Source organism: Klebsiella scottii (assembly GCF_036561945.1).
Lineage (GTDB): Bacteria > Pseudomonadota > Gammaproteobacteria > Enterobacterales > Enterobacteriaceae > Klebsiella > Klebsiella scottii.
On record NZ_JARXNI010000017.1, the window covers coordinates 201,699 to 225,652 of the forward strand.

General features: G+C 58.2%; 23 protein-coding genes. 8 read left to right on the plus strand and 15 right to left on the minus strand.

What is annotated here, in order from left to right:
• Positions 1–183 precede the first annotated feature (183 nt).
• Both dapB and QFI97_RS01160 read right to left on the minus strand, forming a co-directional pair.
• Positions 184–1,005 (minus strand): 4-hydroxy-tetrahydrodipicolinate reductase, encoded by an 822-nt coding sequence (gene dapB / locus QFI97_RS01155; RefSeq protein ID WP_346430413.1) that lies wholly within the window; start codon positions 1,003–1,005, stop codon positions 184–186.
• A gap of 207 nt (positions 1,006–1,212) precedes the next feature.
• Positions 1,213–2,247: a LacI family DNA-binding transcriptional regulator gene (locus QFI97_RS01160; protein ID WP_346430414.1), complete on the minus strand. Its 1,035-nt coding sequence runs from the start codon at positions 2,245–2,247 to the stop codon at positions 1,213–1,215.
• 189 nt (positions 2,248–2,436) lie between these two features.
• Between QFI97_RS01160 and QFI97_RS01165 the strand changes: the two genes are divergently transcribed.
• The 5 genes from QFI97_RS01165 to QFI97_RS01185 are packed head-to-tail and all read left to right on the plus strand — an operon-like array spanning position 2,437 to position 6,748.
• Complete coding sequence (locus tag QFI97_RS01165) at positions 2,437–4,182, plus strand: class I mannose-6-phosphate isomerase (protein WP_346430415.1); 1,746 nt, start codon at positions 2,437–2,439, stop codon at positions 4,180–4,182.
• Between the two features lie 4 nt (positions 4,183–4,186).
• A complete protein-coding gene (locus QFI97_RS01170) occupies positions 4,187–4,615 on the plus strand; it encodes a PTS sugar transporter subunit IIA (RefSeq protein ID WP_346430416.1) in 429 nt (142 codons plus the stop codon).
• A gap of 12 nt (positions 4,616–4,627) precedes the next feature.
• On the plus strand, positions 4,628–5,122 hold the full coding sequence (locus QFI97_RS01175) for a PTS sugar transporter subunit IIB (protein ID WP_346430417.1): 495 nt from the start codon (positions 4,628–4,630) through the stop codon (positions 5,120–5,122).
• Between the two features lie 10 nt (positions 5,123–5,132).
• Positions 5,133–5,930: a PTS mannose/fructose/sorbose/N-acetylgalactosamine transporter subunit IIC gene (locus QFI97_RS01180; protein WP_095103867.1), complete on the plus strand. Its 798-nt coding sequence runs from the start codon at positions 5,133–5,135 to the stop codon at positions 5,928–5,930.
• Entirely contained in the window at positions 5,930–6,748 is an 819-nt protein-coding gene (locus QFI97_RS01185; protein WP_095103869.1) for a PTS system mannose/fructose/sorbose family transporter subunit IID, read from the plus strand. Before QFI97_RS01180 ends, QFI97_RS01185 begins: the two co-directional genes overlap by 1 nt.
• Positions 6,749–6,830: 82 nt before the next feature.
• Here the strand turns inward: QFI97_RS01185 and QFI97_RS01190 are convergent, their stop codons facing one another.
• The 3 genes from QFI97_RS01190 to QFI97_RS01200 form a co-directional block, all read right to left on the minus strand.
• A complete protein-coding gene (locus QFI97_RS01190) occupies positions 6,831–7,613 on the minus strand; it encodes a glucose-6-phosphate isomerase family protein (RefSeq protein WP_331834532.1) in 783 nt (260 codons plus the stop codon).
• Entirely contained in the window at positions 7,606–8,169 is a 564-nt protein-coding gene (locus tag QFI97_RS01195; protein ID WP_346430418.1) for a glucose-6-phosphate isomerase family protein, read from the minus strand. Before QFI97_RS01195 ends, QFI97_RS01190 begins: the two co-directional genes overlap by 8 nt.
• Before the next feature lie 115 nt (positions 8,170–8,284).
• Positions 8,285–8,914 carry an alanyl-tRNA editing protein gene (locus tag QFI97_RS01200; protein ID WP_346430419.1) on the minus strand — a complete coding sequence of 210 codons (630 nt, stop codon included), beginning with the start codon at positions 8,912–8,914 and terminating at the stop codon, positions 8,285–8,287.
• A gap of 92 nt (positions 8,915–9,006) precedes the next feature.
• Between QFI97_RS01200 and QFI97_RS01205 the strand changes: the two genes are divergently transcribed.
• Entirely contained in the window at positions 9,007–9,909 is a 903-nt protein-coding gene (locus QFI97_RS01205) for a LysR family transcriptional regulator (protein WP_346430420.1), read from the plus strand.
• A 5-nt stretch (positions 9,910–9,914) separates the two neighbouring features.
• Here the strand turns inward: QFI97_RS01205 and rihC are convergent, their stop codons facing one another.
• The 6 genes from rihC to ribF all read right to left on the minus strand — a co-directional run bounded on the left by rihC (position 9,915) and on the right by ribF (position 16,690).
• On the minus strand, positions 9,915–10,829 hold the full coding sequence (rihC, locus tag QFI97_RS01210) for a ribonucleoside hydrolase RihC (protein ID WP_346430421.1): 915 nt from the start codon (positions 10,827–10,829) through the stop codon (positions 9,915–9,917).
• A 65-nt stretch (positions 10,830–10,894) separates the two neighbouring features.
• Positions 10,895–11,845 (minus strand): 4-hydroxy-3-methylbut-2-enyl diphosphate reductase, encoded by a 951-nt coding sequence (ispH, locus tag QFI97_RS01215; RefSeq protein WP_346430422.1) that lies wholly within the window; start codon positions 11,843–11,845, stop codon positions 10,895–10,897.
• Position 11,846: 1 nt separating this feature from the next.
• Positions 11,847–12,296, minus strand: a complete 450-nt coding sequence (gene fkpB / locus QFI97_RS01220; RefSeq protein ID WP_045860016.1) for an FKBP-type peptidyl-prolyl cis-trans isomerase — start codon at positions 12,294–12,296, stop codon at positions 11,847–11,849.
• Positions 12,297–12,393: 97 nt separating this feature from the next.
• The gene (gene lspA / locus QFI97_RS01225) at positions 12,394–12,891 is read right to left on the minus strand and encodes a signal peptidase II (protein ID WP_041143982.1); all 498 of its coding nucleotides are present in this window, start codon (positions 12,889–12,891) and stop codon (positions 12,394–12,396) included.
• Positions 12,891–15,707, minus strand: a complete 2,817-nt coding sequence (gene ileS / locus QFI97_RS01230) for an isoleucine--tRNA ligase (protein ID WP_346430423.1) — start codon at positions 15,705–15,707, stop codon at positions 12,891–12,893. The genes lspA and ileS overlap by 1 nt, the downstream gene beginning before the upstream one ends.
• A 44-nt stretch (positions 15,708–15,751) precedes the next feature.
• Positions 15,752–16,690, minus strand: coding sequence for a bifunctional riboflavin kinase/FAD synthetase (gene ribF, locus QFI97_RS01235; RefSeq protein ID WP_095103883.1), 939 nt, complete (start codon positions 16,688–16,690; stop codon positions 15,752–15,754).
• Positions 16,691–17,020: 330 nt separating this feature from the next.
• On the opposite strand from ribF, the gene rpsT reads away from it, so the two are divergent.
• Positions 17,021–17,284 carry a 30S ribosomal protein S20 gene (gene rpsT, locus QFI97_RS01240; protein ID WP_003018940.1) on the plus strand — a complete coding sequence of 88 codons (264 nt, stop codon included), beginning with the start codon at positions 17,021–17,023 and terminating at the stop codon, positions 17,282–17,284.
• A gap of 72 nt (positions 17,285–17,356) precedes the next feature.
• Here rpsT and nhaR read toward each other — a convergent pair whose 3' ends face one another.
• From nhaR to dnaK, 4 genes are all read right to left on the minus strand, one after another.
• Positions 17,357–18,256 carry a transcriptional activator NhaR gene (gene nhaR / locus QFI97_RS01245; protein ID WP_095103885.1) on the minus strand — a complete coding sequence of 300 codons (900 nt, stop codon included), beginning with the start codon at positions 18,254–18,256 and terminating at the stop codon, positions 17,357–17,359.
• A gap of 52 nt (positions 18,257–18,308) precedes the next feature.
• On the minus strand, positions 18,309–19,469 hold the full coding sequence (gene nhaA, locus QFI97_RS01250) for a Na+/H+ antiporter NhaA (RefSeq protein WP_346430424.1): 1,161 nt from the start codon (positions 19,467–19,469) through the stop codon (positions 18,309–18,311).
• Positions 19,470–19,693: 224 nt separating this feature from the next.
• Positions 19,694–20,827 (minus strand): molecular chaperone DnaJ, encoded by a 1,134-nt coding sequence (dnaJ, locus tag QFI97_RS01255; RefSeq protein ID WP_346430425.1) that lies wholly within the window; start codon positions 20,825–20,827, stop codon positions 19,694–19,696.
• Between the two features lie 87 nt (positions 20,828–20,914).
• Positions 20,915–22,831 carry a molecular chaperone DnaK gene (gene dnaK / locus QFI97_RS01260; RefSeq protein ID WP_041143977.1) on the minus strand — a complete coding sequence of 639 codons (1,917 nt, stop codon included), beginning with the start codon at positions 22,829–22,831 and terminating at the stop codon, positions 20,915–20,917.
• Between the two features lie 535 nt (positions 22,832–23,366).
• On the opposite strand from dnaK, the gene satP reads away from it, so the two are divergent.
• Positions 23,367–23,933: an acetate uptake transporter gene (gene satP, locus QFI97_RS01265; RefSeq protein ID WP_095103891.1), complete on the plus strand. Its 567-nt coding sequence runs from the start codon at positions 23,367–23,369 to the stop codon at positions 23,931–23,933.
• The last annotated feature ends 21 nt before the right edge of the window (positions 23,934–23,954 follow it).

A 23,954-nucleotide genomic window follows, 5' to 3' on the forward strand; every position in this document is an offset into this window, starting at 1 on the left:
AGTAGACCAGATGGTCAAAATTCACATAAAAGTAACAGTTAAAGGCAGGATAATCGCAGATTATAGCGATCTTAATCAAAAAGACAGAAAAATCCGTAAAAAATAAAAAGGGCAATAAAACATTGCCCTCTGCAATCAATTACTTATTGAATGCCATAACCACATCACGATGGGTAATAAACCTTATAAAGAGTTCAGTTCAAGGACGTCACGCATATCAAAGAGACCGCTTTTCTTGCCTTTCAGCCATAATGCCGAGCGAACCGCGCCGTTGGCAAAGGTCATCCGGCTTGATGCCTTATGGCTGATCTCAATACGTTCGCCAATATCGGCGAACATCGCCGTATGTTCGCCGACGATATCCCCCGCGCGCACCGTGGCAAAGCCGATCGTTCCCGGAACGCGTTCGCCGGTGTAGCCTTCACGACTGTAGACCGCGCAATCTTTCAGATCTTTGTTCAGCGCACCGGCAATCGCCTCGCCCATCGCCAGCGCGGTCCCCGACGGGGCATCCACTTTATGCCGATGGTGCGCTTCAATAATTTCAATATCAGTGTAGTCGCCCATCACCTTCGCCGCCTTTTCCAGCAGCTTGAGCAGTACGTTGACGCCGACGCTGAAATTGGCCGCAAAGACGATAGCAATCTCCTGCGCCGCATCGCGAATGGCCTGTTTCCCCGCGTCATCAAAACCGGTGGTGCCGATCACCATCCCTTTACCGTGCTCGCGGCAGAATGCGAGGTGGGTCAGCGTCCCTTCCGGGCGGGTGAAATCGATCAGCACATCAAAATCATCTTTGACCGCCGCCAGGCTGCTTTGCACCGTGACGCCCATGTTGCCTGCGCCCGCCAGTTCGCCGGCGTCGCTGCCGATCAGGGAGGAGCCATCGCGCTCCAGCGCCGCGCCAAGCGCCACGCCGTCCATCTGCTGTACCGCCTGAATTAACTGGCGTCCCATCCGGCCGCCCGCGCCCGCGATGGCCACGCGGATTTGTGCATCATGCATAGCTATTCTCTTTTGTTAACTTTACGTAAATTGTTTTCAGAGTAACCAGCCCATCGATGGGCCGCTACTCAAAAACGCCGATAATTAGAAATTTATGACAAACCGCGGTCGATATCAGTAAAAACTATATGTTTGTCATCGTACGAAGGAGAGATATCGTCGCGCTAAAGCGCCGCTTCGCCAGCAGATAGCGCGCGAAACACGCCGCTAACGGCCTGATATCGCTGACTCTTCCCGGCGAAATCCGCATGATTCACGGATGACCAGCGCCGGCGGCAGGATAATCCGTTTCGGCGGCTCATCATTACCCTGAATACGGCTATACAACAGCTCCCCCGCTTTACGGCCGATCTCTTTCGCCGCCACCGATACGGTGGTCAGCGCCGGCTGTACCAGCGCCGCTTCGGTAATATCATCGAAGCCCACCAGCGCGAAATCCCGCCCCGGTTCACGGCCCGTTTTGCGCAGCGCCTGCATCACCCCCAGCGCCACGATATCCTGATAGCAGACCGCCGCCGTAATCTCCGGATAGCGGGACAGCAGATCCTCCGCCACCTTCGCACCGTCAATCTGGCTGGCCTGCGCGGTAACAATCCACTGCGGATTGGGCGAGATCCCGCTTTCCAGCAGCGTGCTGGTAAAGCCGCCAATGCGCTGCGCCCGGGTGCCTGAACTCGGGCTACCGCCGATAAAGGCAATATTCTGGTGGCCCATTTTCAGCAAATGCCGCGTCGCCATCTGGGTGCCAAGGAAGTTGTCGGTGCCGACGAAATCAAAATCCGGATCGCTGAGCGGGCGAACCACCATAATGGCCGGAATATTGCGCCGTTTCAGGGCTTCAAAAAATGAGGTCGGCGTTGCCCGCGCGGCGCACAGCACCATGCCGCAGGCGTTATTACGCATCAGCGAATCGACAAATTTTTGCTGGCGTTCCCCCGACTCTTCGCTGTTAGCCAGAAACAGCAGCAGGTCGTGCCGCTCCATTTCATGGCTCAGGCCCGCCGTCATCTCGCCATAAAAGGGGTTAGTAATATCGTGCAGCAGCAGCCCGACCTGATTACTGCTGCGGTTGCGCAGATTGGCGGCGGTCTGGTTGTAGACATAACCCGCGTCATCCAGCGCCTTGAGTACCCTTTCGCGCGTGGCCTGTGAAATCCGCCCCCGGTTACGCAGCACCATCGAAACGGTCGCCGTCGATACCCCTGCTCTTTCCGCCACCTGCGCCAGCGTCACTGTCGTCATCACCCCTCCCGTTTATTCGCCACAGGTTAATCGAATAACCTGTATTTTGTATTTTTCCCTGTGACTGCCTTCACATTAAAGGCCATTTCGCCCCCTGACTTGTCGATTATGGCGGGTTAATCGCGTTAACCACACTGCCAAAACAAGGTTAATCGATTAATCTTCATTTAGCCAATATGGAGAGTGAAAATGCAAACGACCTATAACAAATACCCTGAGGTTGCGATTCGGGGCTATGACGACCACGCCTGGCAGGGCTGGGAGTCCATCCGTACCGCGCTTAGCGCCAGGACGTCGGCGGCCGCGAGAACCGTGCTGGTTGTCGATTGCTATCCGGGCGTGCGGCTGGAAGAGCTGGAACAGCATCTGCTGCCGGGGCTCTGCGGCGCGCTGACGCTTAACGTAGAGTCCGCTCGCCGCGACGAGCAGGCAATCCACGCCCTGCTGGCGCGCAATCTTACCGACGACCGCGTGTTCGGCGTGCTTTCCTGTCACCATCTTGACGAATTTTTTGCCCCCGAAAAGCTGAATAGCCTGCGCCAGCAGATCGCGGCCGTCAGCGAGGGCGTCGTGGTCATCTATGGGCCCGGCGCGGCGCTGGTTCATCCCGGCGATCTGCTGGTGTACGCCGACATGCCGCGCTGGGAGATCCAGCAGCGCATGCGCCATAGCGGCCTGGGGAACTGGGGGGCGGATAATCAGGATGAAGATATCCTCCGCCGCTACAAGCGCGCCTTTTTCATTGAATGGCGCGTCTTCGATCGGCATAAGGTGCCGCTGCTCAAACGCGCCGATTTTTTGCTTGATACCACGGTAAAAAATGCCCCGGCTCTGGTCAGCGGCGAAGCGCTGCGCGCCGGGCTACAGCAGACCACCACCCAGCCGTTCCGCGTCGCCCCTTTCTTCGATCCCGGCGTCTGGGGCGGGCAGTGGATGAAGCAACGATTCGATCTCGATCCTACGGCCGCCAACTACGCGTGGTGTTTTGATTGCGTGCCCGAGGAAAACAGCCTGTTACTGCGTTTTGGTGACGTACGGATCGAGATCCCCTCCCAGGACCTGGTGCTGCTGCACCCACGCGCGCTGCTGGGTGAAAAGGTACACGCCCGCTTCGGCGCCGAGTTCCCGATCCGGTTTGATTTTCTCGACACCATCGGCGGGCAAAACCTGAGTTTCCAGGTTCATCCGATAACCGAATATATCCAGCAGCAGTTTGGTATGCACTACACCCAGGATGAGAGCTACTACATCCTCGAGGCGGAGCCGGAAGCCGTCGTCTACCTGGGGACTCAGACGGGGATCAAACCGCAGGAAATGCTTGCCGATCTGCAGGCCGCCGGCCGCGGCGAAAAGGCCTTCGACGATCGGCGCTTCGTTAACCAAATCCCGGCGCGTAAGCACGATCACTTTCTTATCCCTGCCGGTACGGTGCACTGTTCAGGACGCGGCACAATGGTGCTCGAAATCAGCGCGACGCCGTATATTTTCACCTTCAAGCTCTGGGACTGGGGGCGTTTAGGTTTAGACGGATTGCCTCGCCCGGTGCATCTGCAGCACGGCGAACAGGTTATTGACTGGCAGCGCGATACGCAGTGGGTCAACGACAACCTGGTTAACCGCATTGAGCCCATTGCCGAAGGTGAAGGCTGGCGGGAGGAGCGGACGGGAATGCACGAGCGCGAGTTTATCGAAACCCGCCGCCACTGGTTCAGCGCGCCGGTCACGCACCATACCCACGGCGGGGTTAACGTTCTGAACCTGGTAGAGGGAGCAGAAGCCGTGGTCGACAGCCCGAGCGGCGCCTTTGCCCCCTTCACCGTGCACTACGCCGAGACCTTTATCATTCCGGCCGCCGTCGGGGAGTACCGTATTTCGCCGGCGGGTCAAGGCAGCGGACAGCAGCTGGCCACCATCAAAGCCTGGGTAAGAGGATAAGGTCATGATTAACGTTATTGTTGCCACTCACGGCCCGCTGGCTGACGCCCTGCTGGCCAGCGGGCGGATGGTTTACGGCGAGCTGCCGTATATCTCAACCGTCACCCTCGACGAGCAGGCGGGCATCGAAGGCTTTAAGCAGGATTTTGCCCGCGCGCTGGACGGCGTCGGGCAGCAGGCCGACGGCGTACTGGTGCTGTGCGATATGCAAAGCGGAACGCCGTGGAACGTCGCCTGCCTGCACGCTTTCTCTGCGCAGACAACGCCCCCCGTCGCCGTACTGGCGGGGGTGAATTTCCCGATGCTGCTGCAGTGTGAAGAGATTCTCCACCTGACGGATGTCCACGCCGCTGCCGAACGGCTGCTGGCGTTAACCGTACCAACCCTGATTAAAGCCTCCCCGGTTTTAGCCGTTCAGCCAGATGATTTTTAGAGGAAAACGCTTATGAGTATCTCTTTTGTACGTATTGACGACCGGGTGATCCATGGGCAGCTCGTGACGCGCTGGGCCAAAGAGCTGCCCTGCGACGGTATCGTGGCGATTGACGACGCCGTCGCGGCCGACCCGCTCCTCTCATCGGTGATGAAAGGCGCCGTGCAGGACCTCAAGGTCTGGCTGTTCGACACCGCCACGGCCATTGAAAAGTTACCCAAAGTCATCGCCAGCGAGAAACGCTATTTCGTGATAGGCAAATCCCCGGTCACCTTACAGCGCCTGGAAGCGGCGGGGATCAGCCTGAAAAATACCAACGGTAAAATCAACGTTGGCCCGATGAGCGCCCGCGCCGATACCACCACCATTGGGCCGAATCAGTCGGTTAACGCCGCCGAGATCGCCGCCTTTGACTGGCTGGTGCAGCGCGGGCATCACGTTGAATTCCGTCTGGTGCCGGATGCCAGCTGCTACAGCTGGCAGGACGCGCGGCAGAAGCTGAAATAAGGAGCGGATGATGATTATCGAAGCTACGCTGATTGGCATTCTTTGCTATCTGGGGGCCCTCAGCAGCCCCTGGCTTTTAGGCCTGACCGGCGGCTGGTATCTGATTACCCGGCCGCTGGTCTCCGGCATGCTGGTCGGCCTGATTTTAGGCGACCTGAAGACCGGGATCGTGATAGGCGTTGCGGTCCAGGCGGTGTATATCGCCATGGTGACGCCGGGCGGCTCAATGCCCGCCGACCTCAACTTCGTCGCCTGGCCGGCGATTGCGCTGGGTATTTTGTCGGGTAAAGGACCGGAAGTCGCGGTGGCGCTGGCGGCGACTATCGGTATCGCCGGCACGATTTTGTTCAATGCGATGATGGTGCTGAACTCCTTCTGGAACCACCGCGCCGACGTGGCGCTGGAGCGCGGCGATGAGCGCGGTATTTATCTGAACAGCGCGATCTGGCCGCAGGTCAGTAACTTCATTCTGCGTTTTGTTCCCACCTTTATTGCGGTCTATTTTGGCGCCCAGTACATCAGCGGCTTTATGGACAGCCTGCCGAAAATCGTGCTCGCGACGATGAACGTGCTGGGCGGCATTCTGCCGGCGGTGGGGATCGCGATTCTGCTTAAACAGATCATCAAGAACTACACCATGCTGATCTATTTTCTCGTCGGGTTCGTCTGCATCGTCTTTTTAAAGCTCAACATGGTCGCGCTGGTGATCGTGGGCTCGCTGCTGGCGCTGATCCACTACAACTATAAGCCGGAACCGCAGCAGGCCGCGGGCAGCAAGCCGGCCGTCGATGATGAGGATGAATTCTGATGGAAGAACGTACCCTGAACCGTAAAGATCTTCGCCGCTGCTGGCGGGCGTGGATGATGCACAACCTCTCGTCGATGAGCTTTGAGCGCCTGGAGTCGTTCGGCTTCTGCCTGAGCATGCTGCCGGTGGCGAAAAAGCTCTATCCGGACGCGGCCCAGCGCACTGAAATGCTGCGCCGCCACGCCTCCTTCTACAATACCGAGCCGCAGATCGGCGCGATCGTTAACGGGATGGTGCTCGGACTGGAAGAGAAAAAAGCCAACGGCGAGCCCATCGACGGTGAGACGATCAACACCCTGAAGGTTGGCCTGATGGGGCCGATCGCCGGGATCGGCGACTCGATGATCCCGGGAATGCTGATCCCTATTCTGCTGAGTATCGGCATGGCGCTGGCGGCGGGCGGCAACGTCCTCGGGCCGCTGTTTTATATCGTCGCCTGGCTGGCGATTATTATCCCCGGCTCGTGGTTCCTGTTTTTAAAAGGCTACAAAATGGGCTCCGGCTCGGTGGAGATGCTGGTCAGCAGCCGCTCCACCCGCCTGCGCGAGGCCCTGTCGCTGCTCGGCGTCTTCGTGATGGGCGGCGTCGCGGCGAGCTACGTGAAGCTGGGAACCGGGCTGGAGTTCATTACCCGCGACGGCGTCAATATCCACGTGCAGCAGATGCTGGACGGCATATTCCCGCAGCTCCTGCCGCTGGTGGTGGTGCTGGGGACCTGGTATTTAATGGCGAAGCGCGGCGTTTCGCCGGTGAAGGCGATGGTCATGCTGCTGGTGCTGGCTGCGGCAGGCGTCGCCAGCGGCCTGTTTGCCGGCTAGCCGCGAACACGGCCCCGGTTTGCAGGCCGGGGTCGCCGCCTGTAGCGCCAATATCTGAACCGGGGCATCGCGCCCCGGTTTTTTATGGATGAAAGTTGTGCCACAGCTCCGCCGTCCTGTCGGGACTGGAGATAAACTGCAGGCGGGCGGGATCGTCGATAAATTGCTGATAAATCGGCGCTGAGGTGATGCCAAACTCCACGTACCGGCGCGGCGTAATCGCCTGCAGGCGGCCGGGAAGATAGCGTGAATTATGCTGCCAGATGACGTGGTTATCCTGCAGCAGCGGGTACCACGCCAGCCCCTTATGCGCCCGCACGGCATCATATTCAAAGCCGTACTCCCGATCGCACCAGGCGCCGAAGGTCAGCGGCACCTCGGGATCGGCGGAAATTGTCGCGTGCCCCCACCCCGGCGGCACCAGCACCTTATCACCGGGTTCGGCAATCACCGCAAAGCAGCGGCCCGGGTCGTCCTCCACCCGCTCCTGCATATAGATAATCGCCCTCCCCTGCCAGATTTCATACAGCTCCGGCGGCGACCAACCGCTGTGCTGGCTGACACGATGAATATGGCCCTGGCTGCGCACCGGCTCTTCCCCCAGCCTTCCGGCGGCGTAGGTCACGACGCCAAACAGCAGCATGCGCTTTTTCAGCTCATCGCGATCCTGCATGCGCGCCACGTCCATCGCGATCGCATAGACCTCATCCGGCCCTTCACAGTGCGGATCGCGCAGCGAGGCGCGGATCTCATCGAGGCGACGGATCTCCGGCATCGGCCCGGTCACGTCATTGCCGTAGCTAAAACCAGGAGGGTTCTGGTGAATCGTCATATCCAGGCCCCAGGCGCGGGCGGAGTCAGCCATTCTGCACCTCCTTTGCCTGAATCGTCTGGTTCTCCTCCACGACCCGCAGCCTGAAGCCGCTGCCCAGCGCCGCGTAGTCATGCCCCGCTGCGGCAGGCCAGACCGCCAGCGCCGACAGAATATCGCTGCCGGTGTTAATTAACCGGTGGGCGGTATAGCCGGGGATAACGTGCACCGAGCCGGCGAATACCTTCTCCAGACGGGTTTCCCGGCGCTCGTTTTGCAGCAGCAGCAGGCCGCCGCCGCGCAGGCCGAAGTAGACTTCGCCCTGCTCGCGGCGGGCGTGAAAGTGCCCGCGGGTCATAAAAAATTCATCCCCGACTTTGCCGGGTTGGAGATGGGTTACGCCGGTATAGAGCTCGCCCGGTGCGGAGGAGGTATCCAGTATTTCAACTTCGTACACCACGCGATCGCCCGCCATCGTCAGACGGGTTCGCTCATCGGCAAAAACGCCGACCAGATCCTGAATACGCGTCGACTTGCGCAGCAGCGGGCCGTCGGAAAACAGGCCGCTGGCCCACGCCACCTGCGGTGGCTGGAAAAAGAAAGGATTCATATTTGTCTCCGGCCCAAGGAGAACAGCACAATCAGCTTAGCAGATTAATCGATTAACCCAAGGGCGAGCGGATGACTTTGTAGCGGATGTCACAGCCGGCACCGCAAATGTACCTTCACGCCAGCGTGTAGCTCACGATCAGCTGGCCCTTTTTCATTTTCACCTGAGTTATCACCACCTCGCCCAGCTCAGAGAGGCTGGCAACGTGGGTACCGCCGCAGGGATAGGCAGGCAGTGAACCAAACCCCACCCTGCGCAGCCCGTCGGCCACGGAGATATGGCGCGGCAGGTTTTCCGCCCGCCAGCCGGCAACCTTTGCCTGCAGAGCGCCGGCCTCCGGCAGGGCCGCGTTAGCGCCTGAAGTGAAGGTAATCCGCCCCTCTCCGGGCCAGTGATGGGCTTTCGTCGGCTGCCAGCCGCACTGCTCTCCCGCCAGGCCAATCAGGTGGCCTGCGGAGTGCAGGCGGGCATGCTGATGCCGCGCTGCGGCATCAATCCGCATCGCCACCTCGCCCAGGGCCAGCGGCTGCGGGACAAGGTGCAGAATGCTGTCGCCAAACGCCGTCACGCCGTCAACGGCGATCTCCGCTATCCAGCCGCGATCCGCCGGCTGCCCGCCGCCCTGCGGATGAAACAGCGTCCGGTCCAGCTCGATTGCGTAGCGGCCATCGGCCTGCGCCGCGCAGCTCACCACCCGCGCGCGCCCTTCGGTGGCATCGCTGGTGTAATAAAGACGTTCAGTCATGGTTGTTCTCCTCTCTTTGCGCACAGTATATTGATAATACGCACAGAGATAATCCCGTCATCCGTCAATGCACCTTTGCTTAGAGGGCACAAATGAATTTAAGCTTACTTCCCGATTTAGCCCTCTTCGTGCAAATCGTCGAGCAGGGCAGCTTTTCCGCGGTCGCCCGGCTTTCGGGAACCACGCCCTCCGCGGTCAGCCGCAGCGTCTCGCGCCTTGAACAAGAGATGGGCAGCAAGCTGCTGCACCGCTCCACTCGCAAACTCCGCCTGAGCGATGCCGGAAAGACGGTTTACGCCCATGCGCTGGAGATGCTGGAAGCCGCGCGCCTGGCGATGGATGCCGCTAGCAGCACTCAGCAGGTGGCGCAAGGCAAGCTGACGCTCAGCGTGCCGAAGGCCGTCGGGCGGTTTGTTATCCATCCGCTGATGACGGAGTTTCTGACCCGCTTTCCGCAGGTCGATGTCTGCCTGCGTCTCGAAGATCGCTATCTTGACCTGATTGATGATGGTATCGATCTGGCGCTGCGTATCACCCATTCGCCTTCGCCGGGGCTCCACGGCAAGCCGCTGATGCCGGTCAGCCACGTGATCTGCGCCACCCCGCACTATTTACAGCAGCACGGCGCGCCGCAAAATCCGCAGGATCTGCGCGACCATAGCTGCATCAGCCTCGGCGAAACGCCCGCCGATGCGCGCTGGAAATTTCGTCGTGAAGGAAAAACAGAGACCGTTCAGACCCGAGGACGCTACGCCGCCAACCACACCGCCGTGCGGCTGGATGCGGTGAAGCAGAATTTAGGCATTGGCAGCCTGCCGCTGTTTACCGCCCGCGAAGCGCTGGAGCGCGGGGAGATCGTGCAGGTGCTGGCTGAGTGGGAATTTATCAGCAGCTATTCCGGCCAGCTTTGGCTGCTGTGGGCGGGAAATAAGCATATGCCCGCCAGAATGCGGGCCATGATTGACTATCTCAGCGAGAAAATTTATCGCCGCTAAACGGCCTATGGCGCCAGCGCCAGAACTTCTGCTACCCAGCGCTGAAAGCCTGCCACGTCCAGATCCAGCGCCACGCTGGCGTTAGCCGGCTGGCCAAGGCGGCCTTCGATATCCACGACCGTGGCGCCCGCCGTCCAGCTCCCCTGCGTTTCGACCGCCACAAAGCACGATTTAAGGGTAAACAGCTCGGGGCGAACCAGCCAGGCGATGGCGCACAGGTCATGCATGCGCAGCCCGCTCTCCATGCTGCCGCTGCGGTAGTGGCTGAACAGCGCGTGGAGCATTTTCCCGGTCCTGTTCAGCGTCGGCAGCGTGGCGAGGTACTCCGGCGCGAGCATAGCCTGATTCGTGACGTCCAGTCCGCACATCACAATCTCCAGCCCGCTCTGAAACACTTTGGCCGCGGCTTCCGGATCGATGGCAATGTTGAACTCCGCATTGGGGGTGAAGTTACCTCGCCCGGCGGACCCGCCCATAATGACCAGACAACGAATGTTAAACCGACACTCCGGATACTGCGTCAGCAGCAGCGCAATGTTGGTCAGCGGGCCAATCGCCACCAGCGTCATCGGCTCCGGGGCATGCATCAGCGCATCGCGAATGGCCTGAAACGCCGGTTTCGGCAGCGGCTGGCAGCGATGCTCGACAAACTCATACCCCTCCATTCCCGACTCACCGTGCACGGAGGCCGCATCGCGCAGCGGGCGCAGCAGGGGCATTGAGGCTCCCTGGGCCAGCGGTACGTCGGCGTTCCAGAAATGCAGCAGCTGCAGCGCATTGCGGGTGGTTTTTTCTACCGACACGTTGCCGGCCACCGTGGTCATCAGCTGCAGATCCAGCTCGGGCGCGAACAGCGCCGCGGCGATCGCCGCCGCATCATCAATGCCGGGATCGGTATCAAGAACGATCGGTAAGCGCATAAACTCTCCAAAAAAAATGCCAGACGTTAAGTCTGGCATCTTCGCATACTGACGGCGCAAAGAACTTATTCTACTTCACGGACATCGACCCGCAGCTCTTTGGGAACTTCAAATACGATATTCTCTTCGCGTCCTTCCAGCGGCACCGCTTCACCGCCGCCCAGCTCCTGCAGGCGAGCGATCACGTTCTGTACCAGGACATCCGGCGCCGATGCGCCGGCGGTCACGCCTACGCATTTGGCAGCTTTGACCCACGGCTCCTGGATATCGGTCGCATCATCGATCAGATACGCCGCTTTCCCCATGCGCTGTGCGAGTTCGGCCAGACGGTTGGAGTTGGAGGAGTTCTTCGACCCCACCACCAGCACCACGTCCGCCTGCTCCGCCAGCGCGCGTACCGCCTCCTGGCGATTGGTGGTGGCGTAGCAAATATCATCTTTACGCGGCCCGACAATTTTCGGGAAGCGCTCGCGCAGGGCGTCAATGACGTCAGAGGTGTCATCAACGGAGAGCGTGGTCTGGGTCATGAACGACAGCCTGGCGTCGTTTTTCACCTCCAGCGTCCAGACGTCGTCCGGCGACTCCACCAGATACATGCCCCCCTGCGGGTTGCTGTACTGGCCCATCGTCCCCTCAACTTCCGGGTGGCCGGCGTGACCGATCAGAATCGACTCTTCGCCGCGGCGGCTGGCGCGAGCCACTTCCATATGGACCTTAGTCACCAGCGGACAGGTGGCATCGAAAACCGTCAGATCGCGGTTTTTCGCTTCGTTGCGTACCGCCTGCGAGACGCCGTGAGCGGAGAAAATCAGGATCGCGCCGTCCGGCACTTCACCGATTTGCTCGATAAAAATAGCGCCGCGCTTGCGCAGGCTATCGACCACATAGCGGTTATGCACCACCTCATGACGAACATAGATCGGCGCGCCGTACAGCGTCAGCGCGTTTTCGACAATGCTGATAGCGCGGTCAACGCCGGCGCAGAAGCCGCGCGGGTTAGCCAACAGGATCTGCATTTTACTCCTCCAGCGCCGGATCGACTTCCAGCACTTCAATATCAAAATGAACGGTGCGCCCGGCCAGCGGATGGTTGAAATCAACGGTGATGGAATCGCCGTTAACTTCCCGAATCACGCCGGGCATTTCGCTGCCATCCATTGCGGTAAAGAGCATAATTGCGCCGATTTCCGGTTCGCCCGCATCGATAAATTCGCGGCGGGAGAAGTACTGAATCAGGTCCGGGCTGGGTACGCCAAACGCGGCATCAGGCTCAAGGGAGAAGTTGGTTTTATCCCCCGCCTTCAGCCCCAGAAGGTGCTGTTCGAGCCCCTCGGAGAGCGAAGCATCGCCGAGACGGAACAGCGCCGGCTTGCCGTTATTGCGCGTAGACTCCGCGGTGGAGCCATCATCAAGTTTCAGCGTGAAGTGCACCAGCACTCCGCTGTTGCTCTGTACAGAGTTTGACATGCAGGTTTGCTCTAAGTTGGTTCTGCGTTTCCCCCGCGCGGCGGCGGGGTACGCTTATAATGTAGGCCGGGCCGGCGTAAACGCCACCCGGCAAGGATTACGCGGTTTTCTTCGCAGCGCCGGGCAAAAAGCCCTCCAGCACAATCAGCGCCGCGCCGATACAAATGGCGGTATCGGCCAGGTTGAAGGTGGCGAAATGCCACTCACCGACGTAGAAATCAATCATATCGACGACAAAACCATGCCACAGCCGGTCAAACAGGTTGCCTAACGCCCCGCCAATAATCAGCGCGTAGGCGATGTTATTCAGCTTCTGCGTCGCCTTCGAGCGGTACATCAGCACCGTCAGAATCACGCAGATGCCGAGGGCGATCCCCGCAAAGAACCAGCGCTGCCAGCCGCCGCTATCGGCGAGGAAGCTAAAGGCCGCGCCGTAGTTGCGCGCATAGTGCAGGTTCAGCGATGGGAACAGCGCTACCGTATCCCCCAGAGCGAAGTTCTGGAGGATCAGGAATTTGCTGCCCAGATCGATAATCAGCACGGCTACGACGACCCAAAGCCAGCGTAGCCCGGTCGAACAAACAGATTTACTCATCAGGCAAACTTACGTTGTTCGCCGTCACCGGCGACGTTGCTGACACAGCGACCGCAGATTTCCGCGTGTTCCGCCACCTTGCCGACGTCGCTGGTGTAGTGCCAGCAGCGTGGGCACTTATCGCCTTCCGCTTTGCTCAGCACAACCTTCAGCCCCTTCAGCAGCTCGCTCTGCCAGGCATCAGCCGGCGCCTGCGCATAGTCGGCAACGTTCGCCCCGGAGGTTAACAGGACAAAGCGTAATTCATCGCTCAGCGCATTCAGCTTCGCCGCCAGCTCGCTATCCGCATACAGCGTGACCGCCGCCTCAAGAGAGCCGCCCACCAGCTTGTCTGCGCGAGCCTGCTCGATAACCTTGTTGACTTCGCCGCGCACTTTCAGCAGTTCGTCCCAGAAGCCGTCGTTCATCGCTTCGTCGTCAGCCAGGCCAAACAGGCCTTCATACCACTCGCCGGTGAAGACGTATTTCTCGCGGGAACCCGGCAGGTAGCCCCAGATTTCGTCGGCGGTGAAGGACATGATCGGCGCCATCCAGCGCACCAGCGCTTCCACGATGTGGAACAGCGCGGTCTGGCAGCTGCGACGCGCCACGCTGTCCGCTTTCGCGGTGTACTGGCGGTCTTTAATGATGTCGAGGTAGAACGAACCCATCTCGATGGAGCAGAAGCGCATCAGGCGCTGCACCACTTCGTGGAAATCGTAGGACTCGTAGGCTTTGAGGATATCTTCCTGCGCCGCTTTCGCGCAGCTCACCGCCCAGCGATCCAGAACCACCATCTCTTCCGGTTTCACCATGTCGGTCAGCGGGTCGAAACCGTTAAGGTTCGCCAGCAGGAAGCGCGCGGTGTTGCGGATACGACGATAGCTGTCGGCGGCGCGTTTGAGGATCTCATCGGAGACCGCCATTTCGCCGGTATAGTCGGTGGAAGCCACCCACAGACGCAGGATATCCGCGCCCAGCTTGTTCATCACGTCCTGCGGAGAGACGGTATTGCCGATGGATTTGGACATCTTGCGGCCCTGGCCATCAACGGTAAAGCCGTGGGTCAGCACCTGACGATACGGCGCTTTGCCCTTCATCGCCGTGGAGATCATCAGCGAGGACATGAACCAGCCGCGGTGCTGGTCGGAACCTTCCAGATACATATCGGCGGCGTGACCGGAAAACTCCGGACGCACGTCAACCACCGAGGAGTGGGTAGAGCCGGAGTCGAACCACACGTCGAGGGTATCCGGCACTTTCTCGTAGCTGTCGGCATCGGCACCGAGGATGTCGCGGGAGTCGAGATCCCACCACGCCTGAATACCGTCAACCTCAACGCGCTTCGCCACTTCTTCCATCAGCTCCAGGGTGCGCGGATGCAGCTCCTGGGTCTCTTTATGCACGAACAGGGACATCGGAACGCCCCAGGTACGCTGACGGGAAATGCACCAGTCAGGACGGTTGGCAACCATCGATTCGATACGCGCCTGGCCCCAGTCCGGGATCCACTGCACGCCTTTAATCTCTTTCAGCGACTGCGCGCGCAGGCCTTTCTGATCCATGCTGACGAACCACTGCGGCGTGGCGCGGAAGATGATCGGCGACTTGTGGCGCCAGCAGCACGGATAGCTGTGCTGCATTTTTTCAACGTGCAGCAGCGCGCCGCTGTCACGCAGCAGCTCAACGATGATGTCGTTAGCTTTGAAGACGTTGATACCGTCCAGCGACGGATAGGTTCCTGGCAGGTAGGCGCCGTCCGGACCCACCGGATTGGCGATTTCCAGACCATATTTCTGGCTGATGGTGTAGTCGTCAGGGCCGTGACCGCCGGCGGTATGCACCGCGCCGGTACCCGCATCGAGGGTAACGTGGTCGCCGAGGATCGCCGGAACGTCGAAGTCGAGGAACGGATGCTTAAAGCGCATCAGCTCCAGCTCAGCGCCGTTGACCACCGCAAGGATGGTGTAATCCGCGATGCCCGTACGCTTCATCACGCTTTCAACCAGGTCTTTCGCCAGGATCAGCGCCTGGCCTTCAACCTGCACCAGCGCATAGTCGAATTCCGGCGACAGGGAGATGGCGCGGTTAGCCGGCAGGGTCCACGGCGTGGTGGTCCAGATAACCAGGGAAACCGGGCCGCTGACGTCGGCAACACCGAATTTCGCCAGCACCGCCGCTTTATCGACCGCGTGGAACGCCACGTCGATAGACGGGGAGGTTTTGTCGTAATACTCAACTTCCGCTTCCGCCAGCGCGGAACGGCAGTCTACGCACCAGTGCACCGGCTTCGCGCCTTTGTGCAGGTGGCCGTTGCCGATGATTTTACCCAGCGCGCGGATGATATTGGCTTCGGTTTTGAAATCCATGGTCAGATACGGACGCGACCAGTCGCCCAGCACGCCAAGACGGATAAAGTCTTTACGCTGGCCGTCAACCTGGGTCGCGGCGTATTCGCGGCACTTAGCGCGGAACTCGGCAGCGGTGAACTTCTCGCCCGGTTTGCCGTATTCCTGCTCCACTTTCAGCTCGATCGGCAGACCGTGGCAGTCCCAACCCGGAACGTAGGGAGAATCATAGCCCGTCAGCCCTTTGGACTTAACGATAATGTCTTTCAGAATCTTGTTAACCGAGTGACCAATATGAATGCTGCCATTCGCATAAGGAGGGCCATCATGCAGAATGAAGGTTTTTTTGCCTTTTTTCGCCGCACGGATGATGCCGTACAGATCATCATCGGTCCAACGCGCCAGCATTCCCGGTTCGCGTTTGGCGAGATCGCCACGCATCGGGAACCCTGTTTCCGGCAAATTCAGGGTGGATTTATAGTCACTCATCAGATTCTCGGTTCCGTATTTCGGTTTGATAAACACCAACAGGTTTATGCCTGGCTGGTCAGCCCAAAAAGCTCGCGGGCCGTTAACTCATCACGTGCAATTTGCGCCTTCAGCTCATCGAGCGACGCAAATCGCTGTTCGTTACGTATTTTTTTACGCAGTATTACATCTATATGGCGACCGTAGAGGTCCATTACAACGTCCAACAGATGTACTTCCAGCTGTTGACGGACGCCGGCGACCGTTGGGCGAGTGCCAATATTGGCGACACCCGGCAAAGGTTTGTCGCCAAGCCCCGTCACTTCTACCGCATAGACCCCTTTAACCGGGGAAACCTGACGACGCAGCGGTAAATTCGCCGTCGGGAAGCCAATGGTGCGCCCCAGCTCATCGCCGTGCACCACGCGCCCGGAGATGGTAAACGGATGGCCCAGCAGGGTTTCTGCCAGGGCAAGATCGTCATCCGCCAGCGCCTGCCGCACCGCGGTGCTGCTGATGCGTACGCCGCCTTCACAGAAAGTCTGGGTGCTGGTTATGTCAAACCCAAACTCCACTCCGGCTTTCTGTAATAACAAGAAATCCCCCTGACGACCAGCGCCAAAGCGGAAATCATCGCCCACGGCAAGGAACTGCACGCCCAGGCGGCGGACCAGCAGTTCGCTGATAAAGTCCTGAGCGGTCAGGGCGGCAAAGCGTCGGTCGAACCGCACGCACAGCACGTAGTCGACGCCGCTTTCAGCCAAATAGCGCAGCTTTTCACGCAGGCGCGTCAGGCGTGCGGGCGCCTTATCGGCGGCAAACAGCTCCAGCGGCTGCGGTTCGAAAATCATCACCACCACCGGTAAGCCACGCTGGCGGCCCTCTGCGCGCAAGCGCTGCAGCAGCGCCTGATGCCCGCGATGCACACCGTCAAAATTACCAATGGTCAGCACGCACCCGCGCGGGGCCTGGCTGAGATTATGTATGCCGCGTATCAGCTTCATGTCTGGCTCAAAACAGTGAAAATCGTCCGAGTATACCTTGTACAACTGGCGACGTTAACCAGCGATTGCACCTCTTCGTTGAAAGATCCCGAGAATTCATCAACTCAGCGCTGGAATGCGGGGAAAACTACGCGGGCCCGTCGATTTTTATGGTGGAAAGGCTGTATTCGCCAGCAACAAGCTGGTAGAATCTTGCGCCATCACTACGTAATAAAGCGTCGTTGTTTTAAGCGCCGCTTATTTGCACAAATCCATTGACAAAAGAAGGCTAAACGGGCATTCTCCTCGGCCTTTGAATTGTCCATATAGAACACATTTGGGAGTTGGACCTTGGCTAATATCAAATCAGCTAAGAAGCGCGCCGTTCAGTCTGAAAAGGCCCGCAAGCACAACGCTAGCCGTCGCTCTATGATGCGTACTTTCATCAAGAAAGTATACGCAGCTATTGAAGCTGGCGACAAAGCTACTGCACTGAAAGCATTTAACGAAATGCAACCAATCGTGGACCGTCAGGCTGCTAAAGGTCTGATCCACAAAAACAAAGCTGCGCGTCATAAAGCAAACCTGACCGCTCAGATCAACAAACTGGCTTAATAGCCTGCTTGTTATCGCTTTGTAGAAAAACCCGCGAAAGCGGGTTTTTTTATGCCTGAAATCTGCCGCCCGTCAGCGCTGCGGCGAGGTAAAGAGCGCCGAGTAGTCGCGGTTGCAGATACGCTGTACCGCCGGATGCTGGATCATGCGCTCGGCAAAGATGGCGTGATACTCCTCCATCACGTTCTCCATCCGGCCAATCTCAATGATCGACTCGTCATGGTAGAAATCATGCGCGTATAGCGTCGGGGCGACAAAAATCGCATTGTGCGCCGCACCGAACGCCTTCATCAGCGCCGCGTCATCAAACTCCCCGAGGATCTCAACCTTGAGCCCCTGCGAATTAAACCAGTTCAGCAGCTTGCGGCCTAGCATCGAACGTCTGCCGGGGATCAGCAGGCGACGCTCCTCAAGGCAGGCGGGAAACGGTTTCTCCGGCGGCGGATTCATACACCAGAAGCTCACGCTGCATTCGCCGATGCGCACCGAAAACAGCCCCTCCTGCTGGGTTGAGTCGATGGGGCAATCGGAGATAATCATATCGAGCTTATGCTGGCTCAGCTGCTCCAGCAGCATCTCGTGGGTCGATTCAAAGCAGCGCAGGTGGATCTGCTCATCCTCAACCACCGCCGCATCCAGCACGCCGCTCACCAGCCGCTTCGAGAGCGCATCCGCCACGCCAACGTCGAACAGCAGATTGGACTCCTTGCGATAGTTGACGATATCCAGCATCTCCTGGCTTAGCGTAAACATGCGGTCGGCATAGCGGAACACCAGCTCACCCAGCTCGCTCGGCTCCAGCCCCCTGCCCTTACGCTTAAACAGCTTGCCCTGCAGGCGCTCTTCAAGCGCTTTAATTTGTCCGGTTATGGTCTGCGGCGTCAGAAATAGCGCTTCCGCCGCCCCGACAACGGAGCCTTCCTTGTACACGTGCCAGAAGTAGTACAGATGGTTGTAATTAATATGCGACATGCTTCTCTCCCTGATAATGTCCTGGAGAGCCTCTGCGGGCTCTCCGAAAGTGTTACGCCGCTATGCGCTTACGCAGCAGCATATATCCGCTGACGGCCGATAGTACCGAGCCGGTCAGAATGCCAAGCTTGGCCCAGTTGATTAATCCGGGGTCAGTGCTGGCAAACGCCAGGCTGGCGATAAAAATCGACATGGTAAAGCCAATCCCGCAGAGCACGCCGACCGCCATAATCTGCTGGAAGCTGGCCCCTTTCGGCAGCGAAGCCCACTTCAGCTTCAGCGCCAGCCAGCAGAACAGGCCGATCCCCAGCGGCTTGCCAATAAACAGCCCGGCAATAATCCCCAGCGGCAGCAGCGACGTCAGCCCCTCAAGCGTCACTCCTTGCAGCGAGACGCCCGCATTAGCAAAGGCAAAAAGCGGCAGGATAAGCCAGGCAACCCACGGGTGCAGAACGTGCTCAAGCTGCTGCGCCGGCGATTTTCCATCCTGCTCCTTCAGCGGGATCATAAAGCCGACAATGACTCCCGCTAAGGTGGCGTGAACCCCGGATTTCAGCACCGCGGTCCACAGCACCGCCCCGACCAGAATATAGATACCGGTGCGCCGCACCCCGCTCAGGTTCAGCAGCGCCAGCACGCCAATGGCTCCCGCCGCCACGGCGAGAGACAGCATGGAAAGGTCGCTGGTGTAGAACAGCGCGATAATGACGATCGCCCCCAGGTCATCGATAATGGCCAGCGCCATCAGGAAAATCTTCAGCGCCACAGGCACGCGGCTGCCCAGCAGCGCCAGCACGCCCAGCGCAAACGCAATATCGGTTGCCGCCGGGATCGCCCAGCCCCCTCTGGCAATCGGGTCCTGAGCGTTAAACGCAAGGTAGATCAGCGCCGGGACGATCATCCCACCTAAGGCGGCCAGCACCGGGAATACCGCCTGACGACGGCTGGCCAGCGCCCCCTGCATCATCTCGCGCTTTACTTCGAGGCCAATCAGCAGGAAGAAGACGGCCATCAGCGCATCGTTAATCCACAGCAGCATGTTCTTGTTGATTTCTAACGCACCGACGCGCAGCTGAACCGGCATTGTCAAAAAGGCGTGATACAGGCCGCTGGTGGCGTCGGTATTTGCCAACAGTATCGCCAGCGCGGCGGCAAAAATGAGGATTATGCCCCCGGAAGCATCGCTACTTAAAAAACGCTGCAGATGTTTCACTTTTTATTCTCTCTATCAGGATTATTCATCGTTTAAACTATTTTAATCGCCATAACAGATCGAAAAAATAAGATTATTATTGCCCTTTCAATCGGTTTTTACGAACTAAAAAGAGAAGGATCAGAAAGATGTCCGATCGAGAGGTTCAGGCATCATTAACGGATAGACGGCGAGAAATAAAAAAGCCACTTTGCGATAAAGTGGCTTTTTACACGGCACGATGATTAGCGCGTCAAATCATCGAAGAATTTCTTCACGCCGTCAAAGAAGCTTTTGGAGCGCGGGCTGTTGTTCTCACCCGTCGGGCCGCCGAAGCTTTCCTGAAGTTCTTTCAACAGCTGCCGCTGCCTGTCGTTGAGGCCAACCGGCGTTTCAACAACCACACGGCACAGCAGATCGCCCTGCGCGCCGCCGCGTACGGACTTCACGCCTTTACCGCGCATGCGGAACAGCTTGCCGGTCTGCGTTTCGCCAGGCACCTTCAGGTTCACGCGGCCGTCCAGCGTCGGGACTTCGATCTCGCCGCCCAGCGCCGCCATGGTGAAGTTAATCGGCACTTCGCAGTACAGGTTGTTACCTTCACGCTCAAAGATGGCGTGCTGCTTCACCTGGACCTGAACGTACAGATCGCCGGCTGGAGCACCGTGCTCGCCGGCTTCACCTTCGCCAGACAGACGAATGCGATCGCCGGTATCTACGCCTGCCGGGATTTTAACCGACAGCGTTTTGGTTTTCTCTACGCGACCGTGACCGTGACATTTATTGCACGGGTCTTTAATCAGCGTTCCGCGGCCCTGACAGTGCGGACAGGTCTGCTGAACGGCGAAGAAGCCCTGGCGCATCTGCACCTGGCCGGCACCGTGACAGGTCGGACAGGTCTGCGGCTTGCTGCCCGATTTAGCGCCGCTGCCGTGGCAAACGTCGCACTCTTCCAGCGTCGGGATACGGATCTCTTTCGTTACGCCGCGAACCGCTTCTTCCAGCGTCAGATCCATGTTGTAGCGCAGGTCAGCCCCGCGCGACGCGCGCTGACGACCGCGGCCACCGCCGAAGATGTCGCCGAAAACATCGCCAAAGATATCGCTGAAATCCGCGCCGCCGCCGAAACCACCGCCGCCGCCCATGCCGCCCTGCTCAAACGCGGCGTGGCCGTACTGATCGTAGGCCGCACGCTTCTGGTCATCCGTCAGGATTTCGTAGGCTTCTTTGATTTCTTTAAATTTAGCTTCGGCCTCTTTATCACCCTGGTTGCGGTCCGGGTGATATTTCATGGCCAGGCGCTTGTACGCCTTTTTGATTTCACGCTCTTCCGCTGTTTTGGAAACGCCTAAAATCTCGTAATAATCTTGCTTTGCCATTGGTGTTTTTCAGCCCCTTAACATGCGTGCACGGGCGGAGAGGAAACCTCTTCGCCCGTGCCAGTGTTTTACCCGTTCAAAGGGCGATTATTTTTTGTCTTTCACTTCTTCAAACTCAGCGTCAACGACATCATCGTCTTTCGCATTGCTTTCGGAAGCTTCAGCGCCGCCAGCCTGCTGCTGAGCATGCTGCTGCTGGGCAATTTCCATCAGCTTCTGAGAAGCCTGAGCCAGCGCCTGCATTTTCGCTTCGATATCGGCTTTGTCTTCACCTTTCAGGGAAGTTTCCAGCGCGGTCAGCGCAGACTCGATAGCGGTTTTGTCGTCAGCCGGCAGCTTGTCGCCCGCTTCTTCAACCTGCTTACGCGTGCTGTGCAGCAGATGGTCGCCCTGGTTGCGGGTCTGAACCAGCTCTTCGAACTTACGGTCAGATTCCGCGTTCGCTTCTGCTTCACGGACCATTTTGGCGATTTCTTCTTCGTTCAGGCCGGAAGACGCTTTAATGGTAATTTTCTGCTCTTTACCGCTGTTCTTATCTTTCGCGGAGACGTGCAGGATACCATCGGCATCGATATCGAAGGTCACTTCGATCTGCGGCATGCCGCGCGGCGCCGGGTTGATGCCGTCGAGGTTGAACTGACCCAGTGATTTGTTATCGGAAGCGCGTTTACGCTCGCCCTGAATCACGTGGATAGTTACCGCAGACTGATTATCTTCCGCAGTCGAGAACACCTGGCTGTGCTTGGTCGGGATAGTGGTGTTCTTGTTGATAAGCGCAGTCATCACGCCGCCCATAGTTTCGATACCCAGCGACAGCGGGGTAACGTCCAGCAGCAGAACGTCTTTAACTTCGCCAGTCAGTACGCCGCCCTGTACCGCTGCGCCGATAGCAACAGCTTCATCCGGGTTAACGTCTTTACGCGGCTCTTTACCAAAGAACTCGGCAACTTTCTTCTGCACCATCGGCATACGAGTCTGACCACCGACCAGGATAACGTCCTGGACGTCGGATACGGACAGGCCAGCATCCTGCAGCGCAACTTTCAGCGGCTCGATAGAACGGTTAACCAGGTCTTCCACCAGGCTTTCCAGTTTCGCACGGGTCACTTTAATGTTCATGTGTTTCGGACCGGTCGCATCTGCGGTGATGTACGGCAGATTCACGTCGGTCTGCTGAGCGGAAGAAAGCTCGATTTTCGCTTTTTCTGCCGCTTCTTTCAGGCGCTGCATTGCCAGAGGGTCGTTACGCAGGTCAATGCCCTGATCTTTCTTAAACTCGTCAACGAGGTAGTTGATCATACGGCTATCAAAGTCTTCGCCGCCCAGGTGGGTATCACCGTTGGTTGCCAGAACTTCAAAGGTTTTCTCGCCGTCAACTTCGTCGATTTCGATAATAGAGATATCGAAGGTACCGCCACCCAGGTCGTAAACCGCGATAGTACGGTTGCCGACTTCTTTATCCAGACCGTAGGCCAGCGCAGCGGCGGTTGGTTCGTTGATGATACGCTTAACTTCCAGACCCGCGATACGACCGGCGTCTTTCGTAGCCTGACGCTGAGCATCGTTGAAGTATGCAGGTACGGTGATAACGGCTTCAGTTACCGGCTCACCCAGGTAATCTTCAGCAGTTTTCTTCATTTTTTTCAGCACTTCAGCAGAAATCTGCGGCGGTGCGGTGCGGGTACCTTTCACATCAAGCCATGCGTCGCCATTGTCTGCGGCAACAATTTTGTACGGCATGATAGAAACGTCACGCTGAACTTCTTCATCCTGGAAGCGGCGACCAATCAGGCGTTTAATCGCAAACAGGGTGTTTTGCGGGTTTGTCACTGCCTGACGTTTAGCCGGCTGACCAACCAGAGTTTCACCATCCTGGGTATAAGCAATGATAGAAGGCGTGGTGCGATCGCCTTCGGCGTTTTCCAGCACGCGAGCAGTAGTGCCGTCCATAATCGCTACACAAGAGTTGGTAGTACCCAGGTCGATACCAATAATTTTACCCATCTAAACGTCTCCACTAAAAATTCGATCAACATGTGGTTGTGAACCTGTAATAAGGGCGAAACGTGCGGTTTCAACTGCCCAACATCTTTTTTTTTCAGGTTCATTCACTGCGGTTGACTACAAGATGGGGTCGTCCACCGCTTCATCAAGGGGGGAGGCAAAAAAATTTTTATCTTCATCGCCCCACGAAGCCGGGCAGCGACGAGGAGGTTTCCCCGATATGGCGCGAAAAAGCGCGCTTCATATCGTTCATCCGCGATGGCCCCTTAAATGAATGATGATTAAAGCCATACGCTTGCTGCAGAGGGTTCGCCCCGACTTTGAGGGGCCTGAAGCCACACGGATCATAGCCTTACGACCATCATCCCCCGCCCGGCTTCAGGCAAATGCCCGGCATCGTTCGGCCAGAGTGTAAAATTGGTGAAAAATACCTCGCCAGATCATAGACAGCCTGCCGACTCCTCATTATTATGCCGCGCCCCACCGCTGCGTGGCGGGGTAATGCTTCCCTTTCTAATCATTATTCTGAGGAATTATGGGCAACACTAAGTTGGCTAATCCGGCACCGCTGGGCCTTATGGGCTTCGGCATGACCACTGTTCTGCTTAACCTGGCGAATAGCGGCCTGTTCGCGTTTGATGTAGCTATCCTGGCGATGGGCATTTTTTACGGCGGCATTGCGCAAATTTTCGCAGGACTGCTGGAATTCAAAAAAGGTAACACCTTTGGTTTAACCGCTTTTACGTCCTACGGCGCCTTCTGGCTGACGTTGGTCGCCATTCTTCTCATGCCGAAAATGGGCCTGGCGGAGGCGCCAAATGCGCACTTCCTGGGCATGTATCTCGGACTGTGGGGAGTTTTCACGCTGTTTATGTTCTTCGGTACCCTGAAAGCCGCACGGATGCTGCAGTTCGTTTTCCTCAGCCTGACCGTACTGTTTGCCCTGCTGGCAATTGGTCACCTGGCCGACAACGAAGGCATCGTTAAAATCGCGGGCTGGATTGGCTTAGTCTGCGGCGGCAGCGCCATTTATCTGGCGATGGGTGAAGTGCTCAACGAGCAGTTTGGTCGCACCATTCTGCCGATCGGCGCGCCTCATTGATAGACAATACCCTCGCCTGAC